This window comes from Dialister sp. (genome assembly GCF_051885895.1).
Taxonomy (GTDB): domain Bacteria; phylum Bacillota; class Negativicutes; order Veillonellales; family Dialisteraceae; genus Dialister.
The window spans coordinates 8,190-26,440 of the sequence record NZ_JBJEXP010000078.1 but is presented as its reverse complement, the minus strand read 5'-3'; the positions used below and the strand labels follow the sequence as shown (position 1 = coordinate 26,440).

Sequence of the window (18,251 nt, the reverse complement as noted above, 5' to 3'; positions counted from 1 at the left end):
CGGGACAAACTATTTCCTGTATCTGCAGGAACCCGGCGTTTTTTAGAAAGATATGCTTTGAAAAATCTGCCGGGAGGGCTTTATGTATATGCATCTGTTCCACTCTAAAAAAATAAAAACAATAATGTGGATTTCTATCCTTCTGCTCATGGCGGCAGGCATTTATGCCTACACCCACCGCAGCCAGGGAGGATCGGGGAAGGTGTCGGCCCGTCCTCTGGTGACTGTGGAAAAGATGGAAAGAAAGGACATGATGAAGCGGGTGGTTCTTTCCGGCGAAACGGTGCCGAAGATGTCGGTGGATATTTCACCCAAGTATGCAGGACGGCTCGACAGAGTGTACGTGGACCTGGGGGATAAGGTGGAAAAAGGAGACATCCTGATTTCCCAGGATACAAAGGATGTGGCCCTTTCCCTTGCCCAGAACCGGGCCGGCAGCGATCAGGCGGCTGCTGATGCGGTGGAAAGCAGGGCGTCCTATGATGCGGGCACCATGAAAGCCCAGAGTGATTATGATCATGCTCTGGACACCTTCAAACGGTATGATACCCTTTTCCAGGAAGGAGCCGTGTCAAGGCAGGAACGGGACGACAAATACCAGGCAATGATGGAAGCCCGGTCCGCACTGGAAAGTTTGACCAGCCAGGATATGGGCGGCGTTCCGGCGGTAGTAGCCAGTAAGGAAGCAGCGGCTGCCAAGGCGGCCTATACCGTGGATTCCCTGGAAACTCAGGAAAGGGATATGACCATGTATGCTCCTGTGGCAGGCACCATCGGCTACAGAGAGGCAGAAGAAGGAGAATGGGCATCGGCAGGGCAGAAGCTGCTCACCATAGTGGATAACAGCAGCCTGTACCTGGACTGTGCTGTGGCGGAGCAGGATATCGGGGTTATGAAAGAAGGCATGTCGGTTCCCGTGTCCATTGATTCCCTGGGAGAAACAGTGCAGGGGACGGTGATTTACATCAGTCCTTCCCTGGATGGCACCACCCATTCCTACAAGGTCCGGCTTCTGCTGGATCCGGCGGATACAGGACTTCGGGGCGGCATGTTCGGCCGCGGAGAAGTGACGGCACTGGAGAGAAAGCACACCTTTTATATCCCCAAGGAAGGGCTGCTGGAGAACAATGGAAAGAAATATGTGTTCCTGGTTGATGCAGCCCATAAGGTGAAAAAAGTCGAAGTGACGGTCGGCCTCTACAATGATGATTCTGTTGAAATCCTGCGGGGCATTTCCGAGGGAGATGAAGCGGCTGTCACCAATATTTCCAGACTGAAAGACGGCATGACCGTGGATGTGGAGGAAGGCTTATGAACCGGTTCAATATGACCCGCTATGCTGTCACTCATCCCATCGGCATCGTGATGATTGTCCTCTTTTTCGTTACCCTTGGCCTCTACAGCTATTACCGCATCGGGGTGGAGCTTTACCCTAAGATCAATACGCCCTATGTGGTGGTCAGCGTCACTTACAGCGGTGCCGATGCGGAATCGGTGGAACAGCAGATTACCAAGCCCGTAGAGGATGCTCTTTCATCCGTATCCAATGTCAAGCACATTACGTCCAAGTCCAGAACCGGCAAATCCCAGGTAACCCTGGAGCTGAACTTTGATGCCGATGTGGATGCGGCAGCCGTGGATGCTTCCCAGAAGGTCAATGCCATACGCAAGAGTCTTCCTGATGATGCGGATGATCCGGTGGTAGAAAAGCGGGATATGGATGCATCGCCTATTGTAGATCTGGCCATGGTTTCTTCCCATCCTCTGGATGAAATGTATTCTCTGGCGGACAATACGCTTACCAATGATTTCACCAAAGCCGACGGCGTGTCGGATGTGGAGCTGAACGGCGGCAGAGATCAGGAAGTGGCGGTAAAAGTGGACCGTGACAGGCTGGCCTACTACGGCATTTCCATGAATGATATCATTACCGCACTGAAACGGGAAAACAAACTGGCACCGGCAGGCTCTTCCTATACGGACCGCCGACAGACCCAGATCCGTCTCAATGCCCAGTACGGCTCGGTAGAGGACATCAAAAAAATCCATCTTACTACAGGAAGCGGGGATTCCATCCCTCTCACCGCTTTGGGAGATGTGGTACGGGAGGATAAGAAGGTATCCCGTTACGCCAGAATTAATGGACAGGATGCCATCGGTATTTCCATCTATAAGAACAGCAATGCCAACCTGGTTTCCACCTCCGATGCGGTCATGCAGGTGCTGGAACAGATGAAGGCGGAATACCCGGATTATCAGTTTATTGTGGTAAACGATTCCGCCTCCTATGTCAGAACAGCCCTTCATAATACCCTGGGCACCCTGGTGGAGGGTCTGTTTACGACCGGGCTTGTGCTGTTTCTCTTCCTTCGGGGCTGGCGCTCCGCTGCTGCGGTGATGATTGCCATTCCGACCTCGCTGATTGCCTCTTTCTTTGCCATGTACATGGCAGGCTTTACCTTCAATATGATGTCCCTCATGGGCATGACGCTCTGCATAGGCATTCTGGTGGATGATTCCATCGTAGTTCTGGAAAATATCCACCGTCATCTGGACAGAGGAGAGGATCCGAAGGAAGCGGCGGTAAACGGCCGTATGGAAATCGGCATGGCAGCCATTGCCATTACGCTCTGCGATGTGGTGGTATACCTGCCTATCGCCTTTATGACCAGTATGACCGGCCAGTTTTTCCGGCAGTTCGGACTGACCATAGTGTTTGCCTCCCTCTTTTCTCTTTTTATTTCCTTTACCCTGACGCCCATGCTGGCTTCCCGCCTCTTCCGCAAAGGACTTGCCGTGCCGGATACCAGACTCTGGCGGGCCGTAGACCGCTGTGAGAACTGGGTGCAGAATTTCTACGAAGAAGCCCTGCATTGGAGCTTTGCCAACAAAAAGAAACTCTTCGGCGCGGTGGCTTTGTCTCTTGTCCTCTTTACCGCCATGGTGCCCCTGGGCATTATCGGCAGGGAATATATGCCCCGTACCGATGAAAGCGGATTTAATGTGCAGATCAAGCTTCCTACCGATGCCAGTGTGGAGCGGACGGATAAAACAGCGGTGCAGCTGGAGGATTATCTGTCCCGGGTGCCGGAAGTGACCTACTATATGGCCATGGTGGGCGGCGGAAACGGCGTAAATTCGGGACGTATCCGGGTATCTCTGGAAAACAGGCAGGACAGGAGCCGTTCCATCTGGGAAATCACCGATGATATGCGGCGCTGGATTTCCCAGAACATTACGGACGGGGATGTGCGTATCAAAGAGGACCAGGCTTCCGTGTCCGGTACGTCCGGCGGCGGTCTGGGCCAGGGCGGCGGTGCGTTCCGCCTGGAGCTTCGCGGCAACAATATGCAGGATCTTATCACCGCCTCGGATAAAGTGCAGGAGCTTCTGAAAAACGGAAATTACGGCGTTACCGATATCAGCTCCACCTACCAGGAAGGCCTGCCGGAGCTTTCCATTATTCCCGACCGGGAAAAATTGAAATATTACGGTGTTACCGTTGGCAGCCTCTATGATACCCTTTCTTCCGCCATCAGCGGCAGTGGGGGAGGCGTCCTGCCCAATGACGTGAAAAATAATGGCAACGACACGGATATCAATGTTTATTTCAACGGCGGTGAATCGTATAAAAAGTCGGATCTGGCCGCCATTCCCATTGAAACAGCCAACGGCAGGGTGCATATATCCGATGTGGCGGATATTCGTGATGAAGAAGGTCCTATTACCATTAACCGTACGGATAAGCAGCGCTCTGTCATTATCGGAGGCAATCCGGGCAGCCGCCCGTTGAGCCAGGTCATCAGCGAAGTGACAGCGGACCTGGGGCAGGCGGATCTCCCCAAATCCGTAAGCTTCCGCTTTTCCGGGCAGGCGGACAGCATGAATGAAAGCTTTACGGAGCTGCTGGCAGCCCTTCTCATGGGCATGGTGCTGGTATACATGATCCTGTCGGTTCTCTATGAATCGGTAAAAACATCCTTCATCCGTCTCTTTTCCCTTCCCTTCGGTCTTATCGGCTCTCTGTTCTTTCTGTTCCTCATGAATGACAGCCTCAATATTTATTCCATGATCGGCATTATCGTCATGGACGGCGTGGTAGCTAAAAACGGCACGCTCCTTCTGGACTATACGTTGACCCTCATGCACCGGGACGGCATGGATCCGCGGGATGCGGTAATTGAAGCGGGGAAAACAAGACTCCGCCCGATCCTCATGACGACCTTTACCATGATCGTTGGCATGCTTCCTACCGCTCTGGCAGTCACAGCCGGTTCGGAAACAAGAAGCTCCATGGCCTGGGTCATCATCGGCGGTCTTTTGACATCTACCGTCTTTACTCTTCTGGCTATGCCCATGATTTTCCTTTTCTTTGAAAACCATTCTTTCCTTCACTTTTTGAAGAAGGAAAAAGAAAAGCTGCCGGCATCCCGGTGAGGAAAAGGAGAAAGGAAGACTATATAGAGTAGTTTCTATTTATGTGATACAATAAAGTTATCCCTATATAGTCTTTAAGAAATCAGGTGAACCATGCATATTTTTATGACAAATGATGACGGTTTTGAATCTCCCGGTCTGATTGAAATGGCAAAAAAGCTGTCTGCCCTGGGCCGGGTCACCGTGATTGCGCCGAACCGGGGAAGAAGCTCCTGCTCATCTTCCCTGTCTCTGCAGACCTATCTCCGGCTCTGGCACAAGGACAGCTGGGGAGACAATATTTCCGTCCTCTCCTGCAATGGAACAACAGCGGACTGCTGCAAGCTGGCCCTGGAGCACTGGCTGCGGAACGACATGCCCGATCTGCTGGTTTCCGGCATCAACAACGGCTTTAACAGCGGAACGGACTGCCTCTACAGCGGTACCGTAGCCGGAGCGCTGGAGGGCGCCGTATTCGGCATCCCATCCATTGCTCTTTCGGCAGAAACCATTAAGGATTCCGATTTCCTTTCTGAAGCATCCGCTTTCGCCTTTACGGTGATTCGGAAGTATTTTGTAGAGGAAGGATACAAGGGTACCCTGAGTCTGAATATGCCCAAAGAAGGAAAAGAACTTTCTCTGGAGAACCTGAAGGTGGCCAAGCTGGGCGTACAGCGCTACGAAAATTCCATCCGGGAAATGAAGGATCCCTCCGGACATCTGGGCTTCTGGCTTTCCGGAAAAATGCTTCCCGATGCGGCGCCGGATACGGATGTATTCTGGATTCACCGGGGATACCCCACACTGACACCGCTCACCTGGAATATGACTGCTGCAGAAGATGTGGCAAAAATAAAATCCACCCTTCCATAAGGAAACAGAGGTGTGTTCACACATAAGCAGACATAAAAAAACAGCCCTCAGGCTGTTTTTTTTATGTTAAAAGATTGTTTCTGCAGCGGCATCGGACAGCTGTTCAAAGCCATCAGTCTTCCAAGAGCTTCCGAAGGCATGGTTCCACCTGCACGCCTTCTCTGTAATCAGTGCCCTGTTCATAGGTATATGCAATGGCATAGGAGAGGAAGGAAGCCGCTTTCTTTACAGCATCTGCCAGACTCTTTCCCTGGAGAAGGGAGCCGGTGACTACGCTGGTGAAAAGATCGCCGGTGCCGCAGGTGGCAAAGGGGATGCGCTTTACCTTGTAATCGGTGTATGTGCCCTCTTTGGCATCATAGCAGGCAATGCGGATGGTGCCTTTTTCCGAAGGCACACTGGTAATGACTACCTGCTGCGGACCTTTGGCGGCCAGTTCCCGGGCAAGGGAAAGAAGTGCTTCCGATGCGGCGGGCTTGTCTTCGTAAGGACGGTCCGTCAGAAGGCAGGCTTCTGTGTAGTTTGGCGTGATTACCGTAGCGGCGGCGATAAGCTTCTTCATTTCCGCTACAATGTCGGGGGTAAAGACAGGATACAGTTTTCCGTCATCTGCCATGGCCGGGTCTACCACCACCAGGGTATCCTTTCCGGCAAACCGGGAAATAGCGTCCAGCACGATGGAAATCTGGCCTGCATCAGCCAGGAAACCGCTGTAGATAGCATCATAGGTAAAGCCCAGTTTCTGCCATTTATCCATAAAATCTTTCATATGGGGCGTGAAATCGGTAAAGGTATAATCACCGTAAGTGAGGTTATTACTGAAAATGGCGGTGGGGAAGGGGTTGACCTGAAAGCCCATGGCCGAAATGACCGGAAGCGCTGCGGTAAGGGAGCAGCGTCCAAAGGCGCATAAATCATGAATAGCGAGAACGCGTTTTGTAGACATAAATATCTCCTCCTGCTACGGAAGCACTGAGTCTGCAATGCAGTCGATGCCTCTTTGAAATAATTTTATTGTACGCCCTGCACTGGTATTATGTAAATTGCCAAAAATCTTTAAAAATATATAACCAGATTACGCTCTGTAACAATCTGCCTTCTGTTCATTGACAGGATCAGCGATGCAGGGAAGGTATGGAGTGATTGGAAAGCTTATGAATGAAGAAAATGAGAGAAGAATCAAAATCATTTTTGGTAAGCTTTCATTTTGCACTTGACAGGGGACCCCAGGGGGGTGTAGTATTATAGCCGTCAAAGATATAATTTTTTCAATATATGTGAGGTAACCATGAGCGAAGAGAAAGAACAGGAAAACTGTGAATGCAGACATACCCTGAGAACGGAAAGAGAAAGAAAGCTCCTTCTCACCAGACTGAAGACGGTGGAGGGGCAGATCCGGGGCATTGAAAAAATGGTAGAAAATGATGCCTACTGCCCGGATATCGTTATGCAGGTGTCCGCTGTCACCAATGCGCTGAACAGTTTCAACAAGCTTCTTCTGGCTGCCCATATCCGCGGCTGCGTGACGGAGGACATCCGGGAAGGCAAGGAAGATAAAGTGGATGAACTCTGCAGCATGCTGCAGAAAGTGATGAAATAAAATTTCTGAAATCTCTGGCCTGCCCGGACAGAGAACAGACCGGGCAGAATATAGAAAGATGGTGATGGAATGAGTGAAAATAAATGTCAATACATGGTTACAGGCATGACCTGCGCATCCTGCCAGGCCCATGTGGAAAAAGCGGTAAGCAAAGTGCCCGGTGTCAAAGGGGTGACCGTTTCTCTCCTGACCAATTCCATGTCCGTGGAAGGCAGTGCATCCGCTTCTGATGTCATTCGGGCAGTGGAAAATGCAGGCTATGGAGCAAGCCCCATGAATGCTTCTTCCGATGCGGGCATGTCCAAACTGGAAGCAGAGAAAAAAGCCCTGGAAGATCACGAAACGCCAAAGCTGAAAAGAAGGCTTGTGATTTCCATTCTGTTCCTTGCGGTGCTTATGTATTTCACCATGGGACATAATATGCTGGGACTGCCGGTTCCCTATTTCCTGGATCATAATCATCTGGGCATTGCCCTGACGGAAATGCTGCTGGCTCTTATTGTCATGGCCGTGAACCGTGCCTTTTTCACTTCCGGATTTAAATCCCTGTCCCACGGCGCGCCCAATATGGATACGCTGGTGGCCCTGGGCTCTTCCGTATCCTTTGTGTGGTCTCTCTATGTTTTCTACAAAATGACCTGGATGATTACGGAAGGGGCGTCCAATATGGACATTATGCCTCTTTACCATGATCAGCTCTATTTTGAATCCGCAGCCATGATTCCTGCACTGATTACCGTAGGAAAACTGCTGGAATCCCTGTCCAAGGGACGCACCACCGATGCACTGAAGAGTCTCATGAAAATGGCTCCGAAAACGGCACTGGTAGAACGGGACGGCCGGCAGGAACAGATTCCCGTGGAAGAAGTGACCAAGGGAGATATCTTTATTGTTAAGCCCGGCGAATCAGTACCGGTAGACGGTGAAATTCTGGAAGGCGAAACCGCGGTGGATGAATCTGCCCTCACCGGTGAATCGGTGCCGGTGGATAAAAAGCCCGGAGACCGCATCAGTGCCGCCACCATGAATACCAACGGCTATATCCGTGCACGGGCGCTGCGGGTAGGAGAAGATACCACCTTTGCCCAGATCATACAGATGGTCAGCGATGCAGCTGCCACCAAGGCACCCATTGCCCGTATTGCGGATCAGGTATCTGCCGTCTTTGTTCCAGCGGTTATTCTTATTGCGGTTCTGGTATTCCTGGTATGGACATTCCTGGGAGCACCGGTTTCCACGGCCCTGGAATACGCTATCTGCGTTCTCGTTATTTCCTGCCCCTGTGCCCTTGGTCTTGCTACTCCTGTCGCCATTATGGTAGGAAACGGACAGGGCGCTAAAAACGGCATTCTCTTTAAAACCAGTGAAGCTCTGGAAAATGCGGGAAAAATCCGTATTGCCGTTATGGATAAGACCGGCACCATTACGGAAGGAAAACCGCAGGTAACCGATCTTGTTCCTGCAGAGGGCGTATCGGAGGATGAACTTCTGCAGAAAGCTTATTCACTGGAAATGAAATCTGAACATCCGCTGGCACTGGCAGTCCTGCAGTATGGAGAAAAGCAGGGGGTCAAGCCTCTTGCCCTCCAGGATTTCCGGATTCTTTCCGGCCACGGTCTTACAGGCTCCTATGAAGGAAAAGCTCTTCACGGAGGCTCCGCTTCCTATATTTCTACCCTGACCTCCATTGATCCGCTGAAAGAAAAAGCGGATGCGGCAGCAGAAGAAGGAAAGACACCTCTCTTCTTTGAAGAAAATGGAAAGCTTCTCGGATTCATTGCTGTAGCCGATGTAATCAAGAAGGACTCTGCCCAGGCAGTCCGTGAACTGCAGAATATGGGCATTCAGGTGGTCATGCTGACCGGAGACAATGAAAAGACAGCCGCTGCGATTGCTAAAAAAGCAGGCGTGGACCGGGTCATTGCCGGTGTACTGCCTGACGGTAAAGAAGCGGTGATCCGCGAGCTCCAGGCCTACGGCCGAGTAGCTATGGTGGGGGATGGTATCAACGATGCTCCTGCCCTGGTCAAAGCGGATACAGGGATTGCCATCGGCGCCGGTACGGATGTGGCCATTGATTCCGCTGACATTGTGCTGATGAATTCCCGTCTGACCGATGTATCCGCTGCGGTACGGCTTTCCCGGGAAACTCTGAAAAATATTCATGAAAATCTTTTCTGGGCTTTTGCCTACAATGTACTTCTGATTCCAATGGCTGCAGGACTCTATCCCGGCATCCGGATGAACCCCATGTGGGGTGCGGCTGCCATGTCCCTCTCCAGCTTTACCGTCTGCATGAATGCACTGCGGCTGAATTTCTTCCATATCCATAACAGTTCCCATGATAAAAAGAAAAAATCCGTAGAACTTCCGGAACTGCAGGCTCCGTCCCGCAGAGAAGAGAAGACCGCAGAACCGGCAGTGAAGGAGGAAAAGGAAATCCTCGTTGACGGCATGACCTGCACCAACTGCGAACGCCATGTGAGCGAGGCGCTGACAGCTCTTCCCTTCATTACTTCCGCAAAAGCGGATTTCCATACAGGAAAAGTAAAAATAACCGCCTCCAGGCCTCTTGATGAAAATAAAATGAAAGAAGCCATAGAAGAAGCGGATTATATATACAAGGGGATTTCCCCTGAAACCAAACCTTCCCTTTCTGAAAAGGAAGCGGTGGTCCTGGTGGGAGGCATGATGTGCGAAAACTGCGAGCGCCATGTGAAGAAGGCACTGGAATCCCTGCCTTTCATTAAAAGTGCCAAAGCAGACCATACCACCGGACAGGTACAGATTATCTACAGCTCACAACCCGACGAGGCAGCCATGAAAGATGTGCTGGCCAAGGCGGATTATGAATATAAAGGCATCATATTTCCAAAGGAGGAAAAAGAAATGAAAGAAACTGTAAAAATTGAAGGCATGATGTGCAATCACTGTGAAATGACCGTCAAGAAAGCCCTGGAAGCTCTGGATGGCGTGGAAAAAGCAGAAGTATCTCATGAAAAAGGCACTGCTGTTCTTACTCTGGACAAAGCAGTAGCTGATGGAGATATTAAGAAAGCCATTGAAGACAAGGAATATACCTTCGTAGGCATTGAAAAATAAAATAACGCTTGCAAGAGGTGAAAGGGAATCATCCCTTCACCTCTTTTTATATATAAAGAAAAAGAACCTGCCGAAATACGGATTGTTTCCGGCCGGTGCTGTACATTTATATAAGAGGATTAGATTATATGGGAAGAACCCTTTCATTGTCTTATCCCCGGAGACTGGCGTAGACTTCTTACCTGCGCCAGTTTTGGGCTTATAACGGGAACTCAAGGGGATATACTATTTCTGAATGGTATTATCCAACTGGAAATTTTATGGAAAATACCAAATAAAAAACACCGATAGTTGATTTTATCTCATTCTATCGGTGCATTTCATATGGTGCCGGAGGCGGGACTTGAACCCGCACGATATTGCTATCGCCAGATTTTGAGTCTGGTGCGTCTGCCATTCCGCCACTCCGGCATATCGGTAATTATTTTATCATACGAAATGACATATCGTCAATGAAAAAAGTGGAGAGGGATGGCTGGCAGAAACATGGATTATCGGCGCTGCATGATAGGCAGTGCTTCTGTGTAGTACCGCTTTCTCTGCAGTGAAGCGGACAGAGGGCGGAAGCCGTTCTTCCTTCCTGCTCTTTTCAGAAGGGGGACTGCCTTCTCTGCACCCTTTGATACATTGTTTCCCTGTGTTATGATGGATACATCCTCTTGAAAAGGAGATGGGACTGTGAATTGGAAGCTGGTGCTGCTGGGGCTTTTGGCCCTGTTCAGCCTGTATCGTCTTTATGAACACAGGGATTTCATGACGCTCTGCGCTTCTGTCATTGTAGTGGCGGCCTTTGTGCTGTCAGCTCTGCACCTGTGGCGGAGGAGAGATTGACAGGCATTTTTTCCATTTTTATAATGAGTATATTAAGAAAACACTGATTTATTCATAGAGGCTGCTTTCATAAAAATTTTTATGCACTGCTGCGTTATGGAATCTGGCGGTTTGTGCCGTCCCATTCCCGGCATTGCATGAAAAGTCAGGAATGAAATCAGGCAATGATTGCATCAGCGCTTCCTGAAGGAAGCATTGATCCTCCAGCAGTATCGGTGTTTCCATCAAAGACTGTTTTACAGCGGGCCTGCGGCTCGTAAGCTATAAAACGGCCGGATCAATAAGGAGGGATACTTTTGCATTGCAAGCAATTGGCTGAACAGGAAAGGGACACAGTAATCACACTGCGCCGCCATTTCCATGAAAATCCGGAACTTTCCCAGAAAGAGTTCCAAACCATGGATTTCATAGAAAAATTTCTTCATGATCTGAATATTAAAACAGTCCGGGTACCCCATGGCGGGGTATTCGGATTCATTGACAGCGGCAGGCCGGGATGGACGGTGCTCATGCGGGCGGATATTGATGCTCTTCCCATTCGGGAAGATGCGGAAAACCTGTCCCGGAAACGGGTATGCATTTCCAGAAATGAAGGGGTAATGCACGCCTGTGGCCATGACGGCCATATGGCCATGCTCCTGACGGAGGCCAAGATTCTGGCTTCTCACCGGGATGAATGGGAAGGAAAAATCGTGCTTATGTTCGAAGAGGCAGAGGAAATGGGGGAAAGAGGAATTGCTCCCATGCTTCGCTATCTTCGGGACCATTCCATCCATGTGGATACCTGCTTCGGCACCCATGTCAAGTGGGATCTTCCCGCAGGAAAGGTGGGTATTCTCTATGGCACTACCATGGCAGGAGCCTATTTCTTCCGGATCAAGCTTCATGGAAAGAGCGGACATGGTTCCCGTCCCGATATGGCGGTGAGCCCCATTGAATGCTTTGTGTCTATTGCGTCGGAGCTTCGGTCCTACCGCATGCGCATGACTGCGCCCACTGACAGCTTTACCTATTCCTTCGGTTCCGTGGAGTCGGGGCATGAACCGAATATTATTCCTTCAGAGCTTATGTTTGCCGGCACTGCCCGCTGCACGAAGAATGAAGACGGCCTGGCTTTCCGGAAGACTCTTCTGGAAGTGACACAGCATACAGCGGCTCTTCACGGCTGCACGGTGGAAGTAGTGGAAGATCAGTATTTCCCGGTCACCGTGAATACGAAGGAATGTGTGGACCTGGCACGGAAGGCGGTAACGGAGCAGCTGGGAGAAGACGCCCTGGATAAGGACTGCCCCATGTGGATGGCTACGGAAACCTTTTCCATTACGGAATCCACCTGGCCCGGCGTTTTCTTCTTTACCGGCATTTATGATCCGAAGGTGGGAAGCGGCAGCCCTCATCATACGCCGAAGTTCGACATTGCAGAAGAGGGACTGGTAACCGGTGTAGCAGCAGCTCTGTCCTATGTGACGGCAGTACTGAAGGAAAAGCCGGCCTGCCCTTCCTTCCATGCGGAGGATCTGGAAAGCATGCTGAAGCTGACGGAATGATTCCGGTCAGAAGAAAGGATGGAAATCAGAAGCAGGATTTCCATCCTTTTTATTTGCACAGGCTGTATGTGGAACAGGGAGTATAAAAGGACTATAATATAAGCAGGAGATAAAGTGAGGAAGCATTGATTAAGGAAACACGGATGCATGGATTGCATCAGCGCTTTCCGTTCAATCAGATTTCAAGAGGATTTTTATTCCAAAGGGGTTTATTATTTTTCTTGAAAGAGGCGATATATATGCTTCCATCAGCACTGCTTTTTATCGGCAGTATTTTGTTTATCGGCGCCGGCATTTTCTGTATTGCGCAGCCGGCGGCTTCCCTTCTGGCAGTGGGCTACTATTTAGGCTTTGTCCTTGTGCTGGGCGGTGTATGCCAGATTCTCCGCTATATCAAAACAGACAGCCAGTACCGTTCCCTGTGGCACCTGCTTATCGCTGTCCTTGATGTAGCCTTTGGTCTTTGGATGATGATGTCCCTGGCCTTTGCGGTAGTGGCTTCCATGCTGCCCCTTCTCTTTGCGCTCTATATCCTTCTCCGGGGTATCTTCATGATTATCCTGCGGTCGAGAAAGAAAGAGGCGGTGAGAAATCCGGGACTTTATATGGTTGCAGCAGTGGTACAGATCCTTCTGGGACTGCTCCTTGTATTCCGTCCTGATGCAGCGGGGCTGCTCTTCATGTACATGGTAGGAGCGGCGCTCATCTGGACCGGTATCAGTACGTTCCTCACCTGGAGGAAGCAGGCCGATATGGATGAATGAAACAGCAGCGAAAAAGGCTCTGAAAAATGCCCGGCATTTTTCAGAGCCTTTTTTTCATGGAGGGAAACTGCATTTCTGCAGATTGAAAGCTATGCATGGAAAGTAATGTCCTCCAATGAGAAGACAGAGGGCCTGCTTCGGCTCACCTGCAAATATTATGCAGAATGGGCAATTCAGCCTTCGGGGATACAGCAGTCCGGTACGTAAGCTGTATGAAGCAATAAAAAAGAACTGCCGCGATAATTTCGCACAGTTCTTTTTGAAAGACTTACGCCTTTTCTTCCATCTTTTCCTTGTAAGCTTCCTTTGCTTCTTCCTTAGCTTCTTCAGCTTTTTCTTTTGCTTCAGCAGCTTTAGCTTTGGCAATGGCAGCGTTTACGTTTGCGTTCAGACGGGATTTCTTACGAGCAGCTGCATTCTTATGAATGACGCCCTTCTGAGCAGCACTATCAATGATGCTTACAGCGGCGCGAAAAGCTTCTTCCTTGTTATCAGAGTTAGCAGCAGCTACAGCTTTCTTCATAGCGCCGTGAATCTGGGATTTAACAGCAGCGTTGGCAGCTCTTTTAGCAGCGTCCTGTCTCATGCTTTTCATATTAGCTTTAATCTGTGGCAATGTATTTCACCTCCCGTCCGCATTATTCATACCATGCCATTCTATCATATTTTCTGTTCCATGGCAAGAAAAGTTTCCATGTTTTTCATAAGAAGAAAAGGAATTTTCCGGAAGCAGAAAAACGGGGACGGGGATATTTTATTAAAATTTGAATATGAAGGTGCGCTTCTGTACAATAAGAAAAGAAAGTACAGATTTCATCAGTAAAGGAGAATCATATGCATGTAGGCGTGGATTTGGTCAAAATTGAACGCTGGGAGCGTATTCTGGAAAAGTTCCCGGCCCGGGCGGAAAAGATATTTACCGCTGAGGAAATCGCGCACTGCGAAAAGAAAGGGAAAAAACGGGCAGAGTCCTATGCAGCGCTCTGGGGTGCTAGAGAAGCGGCAGGCAAGGCACTGGGAATCGGCATTTTCGGTTCGGCCTGGCAGGATGCCTATGTGACCTGGACGAAATGGGGAGCCCCCATCCTTCATCTCAAAGGAACCTTTGAAAAAAGAGCCAGGGAGCTGGGCATCCGGGATATGTCCATTTCTATTTCTCATGAGGAAAATATGGCTATTGCCGTGGTGGTTATGGCAGGAGGCAGTCATGATACTGACAAAGACTGAAGAATCGAAGCTTCTGGATTCCATGGCTATGAAGGAGTACGGAATTCCGGAAATGGTGCTGATGGAAAACGCCGGCGCTTCCGTGGTCCGCCTGACGGAAGACAAGGTGGAATGGGACGGCGCTTTTACGGTGGTTCTCTGCGGTACGGGTAACAACGGAGGCGATGGCTTTGTGACGGCCCGCTATGCGGCCGGTGCCGGCGCCAGGGTGCTTGTACTGCTCATGGGGAATGAGGCCCATATGAGTGAATCCTCACGGATGTACAAGAGCATCGTGGAAAAAATGGGGATTCCGGTGATTTCCATTTCCAGAGCGGAAGAAGGGGCACCCTATATTCATGATGCGGATATTCTGGTGGATGCCCTGATCGGCACGGGACTTTCCCGGGAAGTGACAGGGGAAAAGGCGCAGCTCATTACGATTATGAATGAGGCGGAAGGCATCATTATTTCCGTAGATGTGCCCAGCGGCATGATTACAGATACCGGCAGGGCAGCCGGTGTGGTGGTGGATGCGGACTATACCATAGCTCTGGGGTCTGTGAAGCGGGGCCATGTGCTTTATCCCGGCTCTTCCTACAGCGGGACACTCCTGTATTCTGCCATCGGCATTCCGGACGAGGCAAGAATGGATTTCCCCGTGCATCTGACAGAACAGGAAGATATTTTTAATATTCTTCCCGTAAGGAATCGGATTTCCCATAAGGGAAAGAATGGCTTCATCGGCATATTTGCCGGTTCTGACGGCATGGAAGGCGCAGCACTTCTTGCAGGGCAGGGGGCGCTTTATGCCGGCGGCGGAAAAATAGCAGTGGTCACATCTGCCGGCGCTTCCAGACTGCTGGCAGGAAAGATTCCGGAGCTCATGGTCTCTTCTCTGGGAGAAGGCTCCTTCTTTACCGGAGAAGACAGTGAAAAAGCCCTGAAAAGAGCGGAATCCTACGATGTGGTGGCACTGGGGCCCGGACTGGGAAGGCGAAAGGAAACGGGCTGCTTTGTAAGGGACATGGTCATGTCCTGGAATAAAACCATGGTCATTGATGCGGACGGCCTTTATGCGCTGAAAGAAGAGAATGTAGATCTGAAGCGCTGCCCGGGACGGCTGATACTGACGCCTCATGTGGGAGAGTTTTCCCACCTGACCGGCTTATCACCGAAAGAAGTGGAAGCCGGGCGGATTGATGAAGCTATCCGGTATGCAGTGGAAAACCACGTGGTACTGGTACTGAAAGGAGCGCCCACAGTGACGGCTATGCCCGATGGTTCGGCCTGGGTGAATCCCACAGGAAATCCGGGCATGGCGTCCGGCGGCATGGGAGATACCCTCACCGGAATCATCGCAGCCCTGGCGGGACAGGGCATGAATGCATCCGGTGCGGCGCTGGCAGGGGTATATCTGCACGGACTGGCAGGAGATCTGGCGGCGGAGAAAACGCCGGTAGGCTACCGGGCCAGTGATCTGGCGGCTCTGGTGCCGCTGGCCAGGGCAGAGGTTATGGAAGAAACGGGAGATGGAATGAAATGAATCTATTTCGAAAACTGTTTCGTCTGGTGACGGTGCTGGTTCTGTCCCTGGCACTGACTGCTGCCTTTTCCGCCTGCGGAGGCGCTGCTTCTTCCGGTGGAGGAGCGTCATCTTCTTCCGGCGGAAAAACAGCCTCTGCCGCAGGCAGTGAGCTGACAGTGCGTATGCTGGATATCGGTCAGGGAGATGCTTTCCTTCTGGAAAAAGATGGAAAGTTTGTCATGATTGATACGGGAGATATCGAGCATCGGGAACAGACGGTATCACTCCTTCGGAAATACGGGGTCAAAGAAATTGAAAAGGTGATTATTACCCATCCCCATGCGGACCATCTGGGCGGCATGGCAGGTATTATGAAAAATTTCAAGGTGGATGCCGTTTATGATGACGGCATGCCTGCCAATACAGGATCCTACAAAAATTACCTGAAGCAGATCAAGGAAAAGAAGATTTCCTATCATGTGCTGAAGGCAGGAGAAGACCTGGAATTTTTTGACGGTGTCAGATTCCATGTGCTGGGGCCGGTGAAGGTGATCAAGGACCAGAAGGGAAATTCCGATTTCAATAATAATTCCATTGTAGGACGGCTGACATACGGAAACTTTTCCATGATGTTCACCGGCGATGCGGAAAAAGAGGAAGAGAAAACCATTCTTGACCAGGGAGGCACACTGAAGAGCGATGTACTGAAAACAGGTCATCACGGCAGCCGTACCAGTACATCTCCCGCTTTTCTGAAGGCGGTATCACCGAAAGCTGCATTGATTTCCTGCGGTCAGGGCAATGATTACGGCCATCCTCACAAGACGACCCTGGATAAGCTGGAAAAAGCAAAGGTACAGATTTACCGTACGGACAGGAACGGAACGGTGACACTGACCACCAGCGGCAGCACATATCAGATCAGAAAGGAGAGAGAATCATGAAAAAAGAAGCTATTGTAGACCGGATTGAAGGCAGGAAGGCAGTTCTTCTTACCGACGAAGAGGAAACGGTGATTCTCCCTGCGGCCTGGTTCCCGGATATCCATGAAGGTATGGCAGTGGATATGACTTTTGAGGAAAATGAGGAAAGAGAAAAGAAATCCCGGGAAGAAGCGGAAAGCCTTCTGGAAGAAATCAAAAAGATGAACGGAGAAGGATAGCCCTGTTTTGTGATATGATAAAGGCATACCCTGTTTCCCCGGAATAATCCACAGGGTACAGGGGCCGGCCGCAGGGCGGTGCCCGGTGAAGGGGATAAAAATAGAAGCAAGGCAGGAGGAATTTTATGGCACAGACTAAGAGAGAACTTGTACAGGCAGCTCTTGACTGCAAACCGGTAGATCGTGTACCGGTCGGTTTCTGGCATCATTTTCTGGCAGATCAGAGACATGCAGACGCACTGGCTGATCATTCCGCCTGGGTGGATAACCTGGCGGGGCATGAAAAATTTTACAAATCCTGGAAGCCGGATTTCATTAAGGTCATGACGGATGGCTTTTTCCTTTATCCCCACGAACAGCTCCATGATCTGAAGTCCATCAGGGATGCTGAAAATATCAGGCCCTTAGGCAGGGATTCGGCATGGATCCAGAAGCAGGTGGAGCTTTGCGGCATACTGACAGAAAGATACGGCAAAGAGGTTATGGTGTTCTACAATCTTTTTGCTCCGGCCCGCTGCATTGAGTTCCAGCAGAGCGGAAGCGATGCCAAAACGGTCATTACCCGGTTTATGAAAGAAGATCCGGAAGCATTGAAAGAAGTGATGGCAGTGCTTACGGAAGACATTGCTGCCCTGGCGAAGGCAGTCATTGCTGACGGAAAGGCGGACGGCGTTTACCTTTCTGTCCAGAATATTCCCCATCCCGAAATGACCAGGGAAAAATACAGGGAATTTATTTCTCCTTCGGAAATTGCAGTGCTGGAAGCAGCCAATTCCGTTTCCAACTACAACCTTCTTCATATCTGCGGATATATGGGATGCCATAATGACCTTACTTGGTATGAAGACTATCCGTTCAAGGCAGTGAACTGGGCAGTGGCCTTTGAAGGAGTGCCTCTGGAAAAGGGGGAGGAACTGTTCAACCACCGCTGCGTGATCGGCGGTTTTGACAATAACCCGGAAGGAGTGCTTTACTCCGGCACCAGGGAGCAGGTAGAAGCGGAAACGAGATCCCTCCTGCAGCGTGCAGGCACCAGAGGCGTAATTTTGGGAGCTGACTGCACGGTACCCAAGGATATTGACGCCGAAAGGTTTAACTGGGTAAGGGAAGCAGCTGCTGCCTATGGCGTGAAATAATGCTGCATAATCAGCAGATCATAAACAGATATATATAATAAGTATAAAACAGAGCCATGAGGCTCTGTTTTTTTGTGGGGAAAAAG

16 protein-coding genes and 1 tRNA gene are annotated in these 18,251 nt (G+C 50.4%); 13 read left to right on the top strand and 4 right to left on the bottom strand.

Annotated elements, in window-relative coordinates; translation table 11 throughout:
• The first annotated feature begins 124 nt into the window (after positions 1-124).
• The 3 genes from ACI4N7_RS06645 to surE all read left to right on the top strand — a co-directional run bounded on the left by ACI4N7_RS06645 (position 125) and on the right by surE (position 5,289).
• Positions 125-1,315, top strand: coding sequence for an efflux RND transporter periplasmic adaptor subunit (locus tag ACI4N7_RS06645; protein ID WP_439732569.1), 1,191 nt, complete (start codon positions 125-127; stop codon positions 1,313-1,315).
• Positions 1,312-4,437: an efflux RND transporter permease subunit gene (locus tag ACI4N7_RS06640; protein ID WP_439732568.1), complete on the top strand. Its 3,126-nt coding sequence runs from the start codon at positions 1,312-1,314 to the stop codon at positions 4,435-4,437. Before ACI4N7_RS06645 ends, ACI4N7_RS06640 begins: the two co-directional genes overlap by 4 nt.
• Positions 4,438-4,542: 105 nt before the next feature.
• Entirely contained in the window at positions 4,543-5,289 is a 747-nt protein-coding gene (gene surE, locus ACI4N7_RS06635) for a 5'/3'-nucleotidase SurE (RefSeq protein ID WP_439732567.1), read from the top strand.
• 112 nt (positions 5,290-5,401) lie between these two features.
• Here the strand turns inward: surE and ACI4N7_RS06630 are convergent, their stop codons facing one another.
• Positions 5,402-6,235, bottom strand: a complete 834-nt coding sequence (locus ACI4N7_RS06630) for a pyridoxamine kinase (protein WP_439732566.1) — start codon at positions 6,233-6,235, stop codon at positions 5,402-5,404.
• A 342-nt stretch (positions 6,236-6,577) separates the two neighbouring features.
• On the opposite strand from ACI4N7_RS06630, the gene ACI4N7_RS06625 reads away from it, so the two are divergent.
• Positions 6,578-6,889, top strand: a complete 312-nt coding sequence (locus tag ACI4N7_RS06625; protein WP_439732565.1) for a metal-sensing transcriptional repressor — start codon at positions 6,578-6,580, stop codon at positions 6,887-6,889.
• Positions 6,890-6,958: 69 nt separating this feature from the next.
• Complete coding sequence (locus tag ACI4N7_RS06620; RefSeq protein WP_439732564.1) at positions 6,959-9,991, top strand: heavy metal translocating P-type ATPase; 3,033 nt, start codon at positions 6,959-6,961, stop codon at positions 9,989-9,991.
• Positions 9,992-10,316: 325 nt separating this feature from the next.
• Here ACI4N7_RS06620 and ACI4N7_RS06615 read toward each other — a convergent pair.
• Positions 10,317-10,402, bottom strand: a tRNA-Leu gene (locus ACI4N7_RS06615).
• Positions 10,403-10,669: 267 nt separating this feature from the next.
• Between ACI4N7_RS06615 and ACI4N7_RS06610 the strand changes: the two genes are divergently transcribed.
• A complete protein-coding gene (locus ACI4N7_RS06610) occupies positions 10,670-10,822 on the top strand; it encodes a hypothetical protein (RefSeq protein ID WP_439732563.1) in 153 nt (50 codons plus the stop codon).
• Positions 10,823-10,870: 48 nt separating this feature from the next.
• Here the strand turns inward: ACI4N7_RS06610 and ACI4N7_RS06605 are convergent, their stop codons facing one another.
• The gene (locus ACI4N7_RS06605; protein ID WP_439732562.1) at positions 10,871-11,047 is read right to left on the bottom strand and encodes a hypothetical protein; all 177 of its coding nucleotides are present in this window, start codon (positions 11,045-11,047) and stop codon (positions 10,871-10,873) included.
• An 86-nt stretch (positions 11,048-11,133) separates the two neighbouring features.
• Between ACI4N7_RS06605 and ACI4N7_RS06600 the strand changes: the two genes are divergently transcribed.
• Both ACI4N7_RS06600 and ACI4N7_RS06595 read left to right on the top strand, forming a co-directional pair.
• The gene (locus ACI4N7_RS06600; protein WP_439732561.1) at positions 11,134-12,369 is read left to right on the top strand and encodes a M20 metallopeptidase family protein; all 1,236 of its coding nucleotides are present in this window, start codon (positions 11,134-11,136) and stop codon (positions 12,367-12,369) included.
• A 239-nt stretch (positions 12,370-12,608) separates the two neighbouring features.
• Entirely contained in the window at positions 12,609-13,133 is a 525-nt protein-coding gene (locus ACI4N7_RS06595; RefSeq protein ID WP_439732560.1) for an HdeD family acid-resistance protein, read from the top strand.
• Between the two features lie 268 nt (positions 13,134-13,401).
• Here the strand turns inward: ACI4N7_RS06595 and rpsT are convergent, their stop codons facing one another.
• The gene (rpsT, locus tag ACI4N7_RS06590) at positions 13,402-13,749 is read right to left on the bottom strand and encodes a 30S ribosomal protein S20 (RefSeq protein WP_374110034.1); all 348 of its coding nucleotides are present in this window, start codon (positions 13,747-13,749) and stop codon (positions 13,402-13,404) included.
• Between the two features lie 218 nt (positions 13,750-13,967).
• Here rpsT and acpS point away from each other — a divergent pair, with 218 nt between their 5' ends.
• The 5 genes from acpS (at position 13,968) to ACI4N7_RS06565 (ending at position 18,165) form a co-directional block, all read left to right on the top strand.
• On the top strand, positions 13,968-14,360 hold the full coding sequence (gene acpS, locus ACI4N7_RS06585; RefSeq protein WP_439732559.1) for a holo-ACP synthase: 393 nt from the start codon (positions 13,968-13,970) through the stop codon (positions 14,358-14,360).
• Positions 14,341-15,885, top strand: a complete 1,545-nt coding sequence (locus ACI4N7_RS06580; protein WP_439732558.1) for an NAD(P)H-hydrate dehydratase — start codon at positions 14,341-14,343, stop codon at positions 15,883-15,885. The genes acpS and ACI4N7_RS06580 overlap by 20 nt, the downstream gene beginning before the upstream one ends.
• Complete coding sequence (locus tag ACI4N7_RS06575; protein WP_439732557.1) at positions 15,882-16,811, top strand: ComEC/Rec2 family competence protein; 930 nt, start codon at positions 15,882-15,884, stop codon at positions 16,809-16,811. The genes ACI4N7_RS06580 and ACI4N7_RS06575 overlap by 4 nt, the downstream gene beginning before the upstream one ends.
• Positions 16,808-17,029 (top strand): DUF3006 family protein, encoded by a 222-nt coding sequence (locus ACI4N7_RS06570; protein ID WP_439732556.1) that lies wholly within the window; start codon positions 16,808-16,810, stop codon positions 17,027-17,029. Before ACI4N7_RS06575 ends, ACI4N7_RS06570 begins: the two co-directional genes overlap by 4 nt.
• 125 nt (positions 17,030-17,154) lie before the next feature.
• Positions 17,155-18,165, top strand: coding sequence for a uroporphyrinogen decarboxylase family protein (locus tag ACI4N7_RS06565; RefSeq protein WP_439732555.1), 1,011 nt, complete (start codon positions 17,155-17,157; stop codon positions 18,163-18,165).
• Positions 18,166-18,251: the final 86 nt, after the last annotated feature.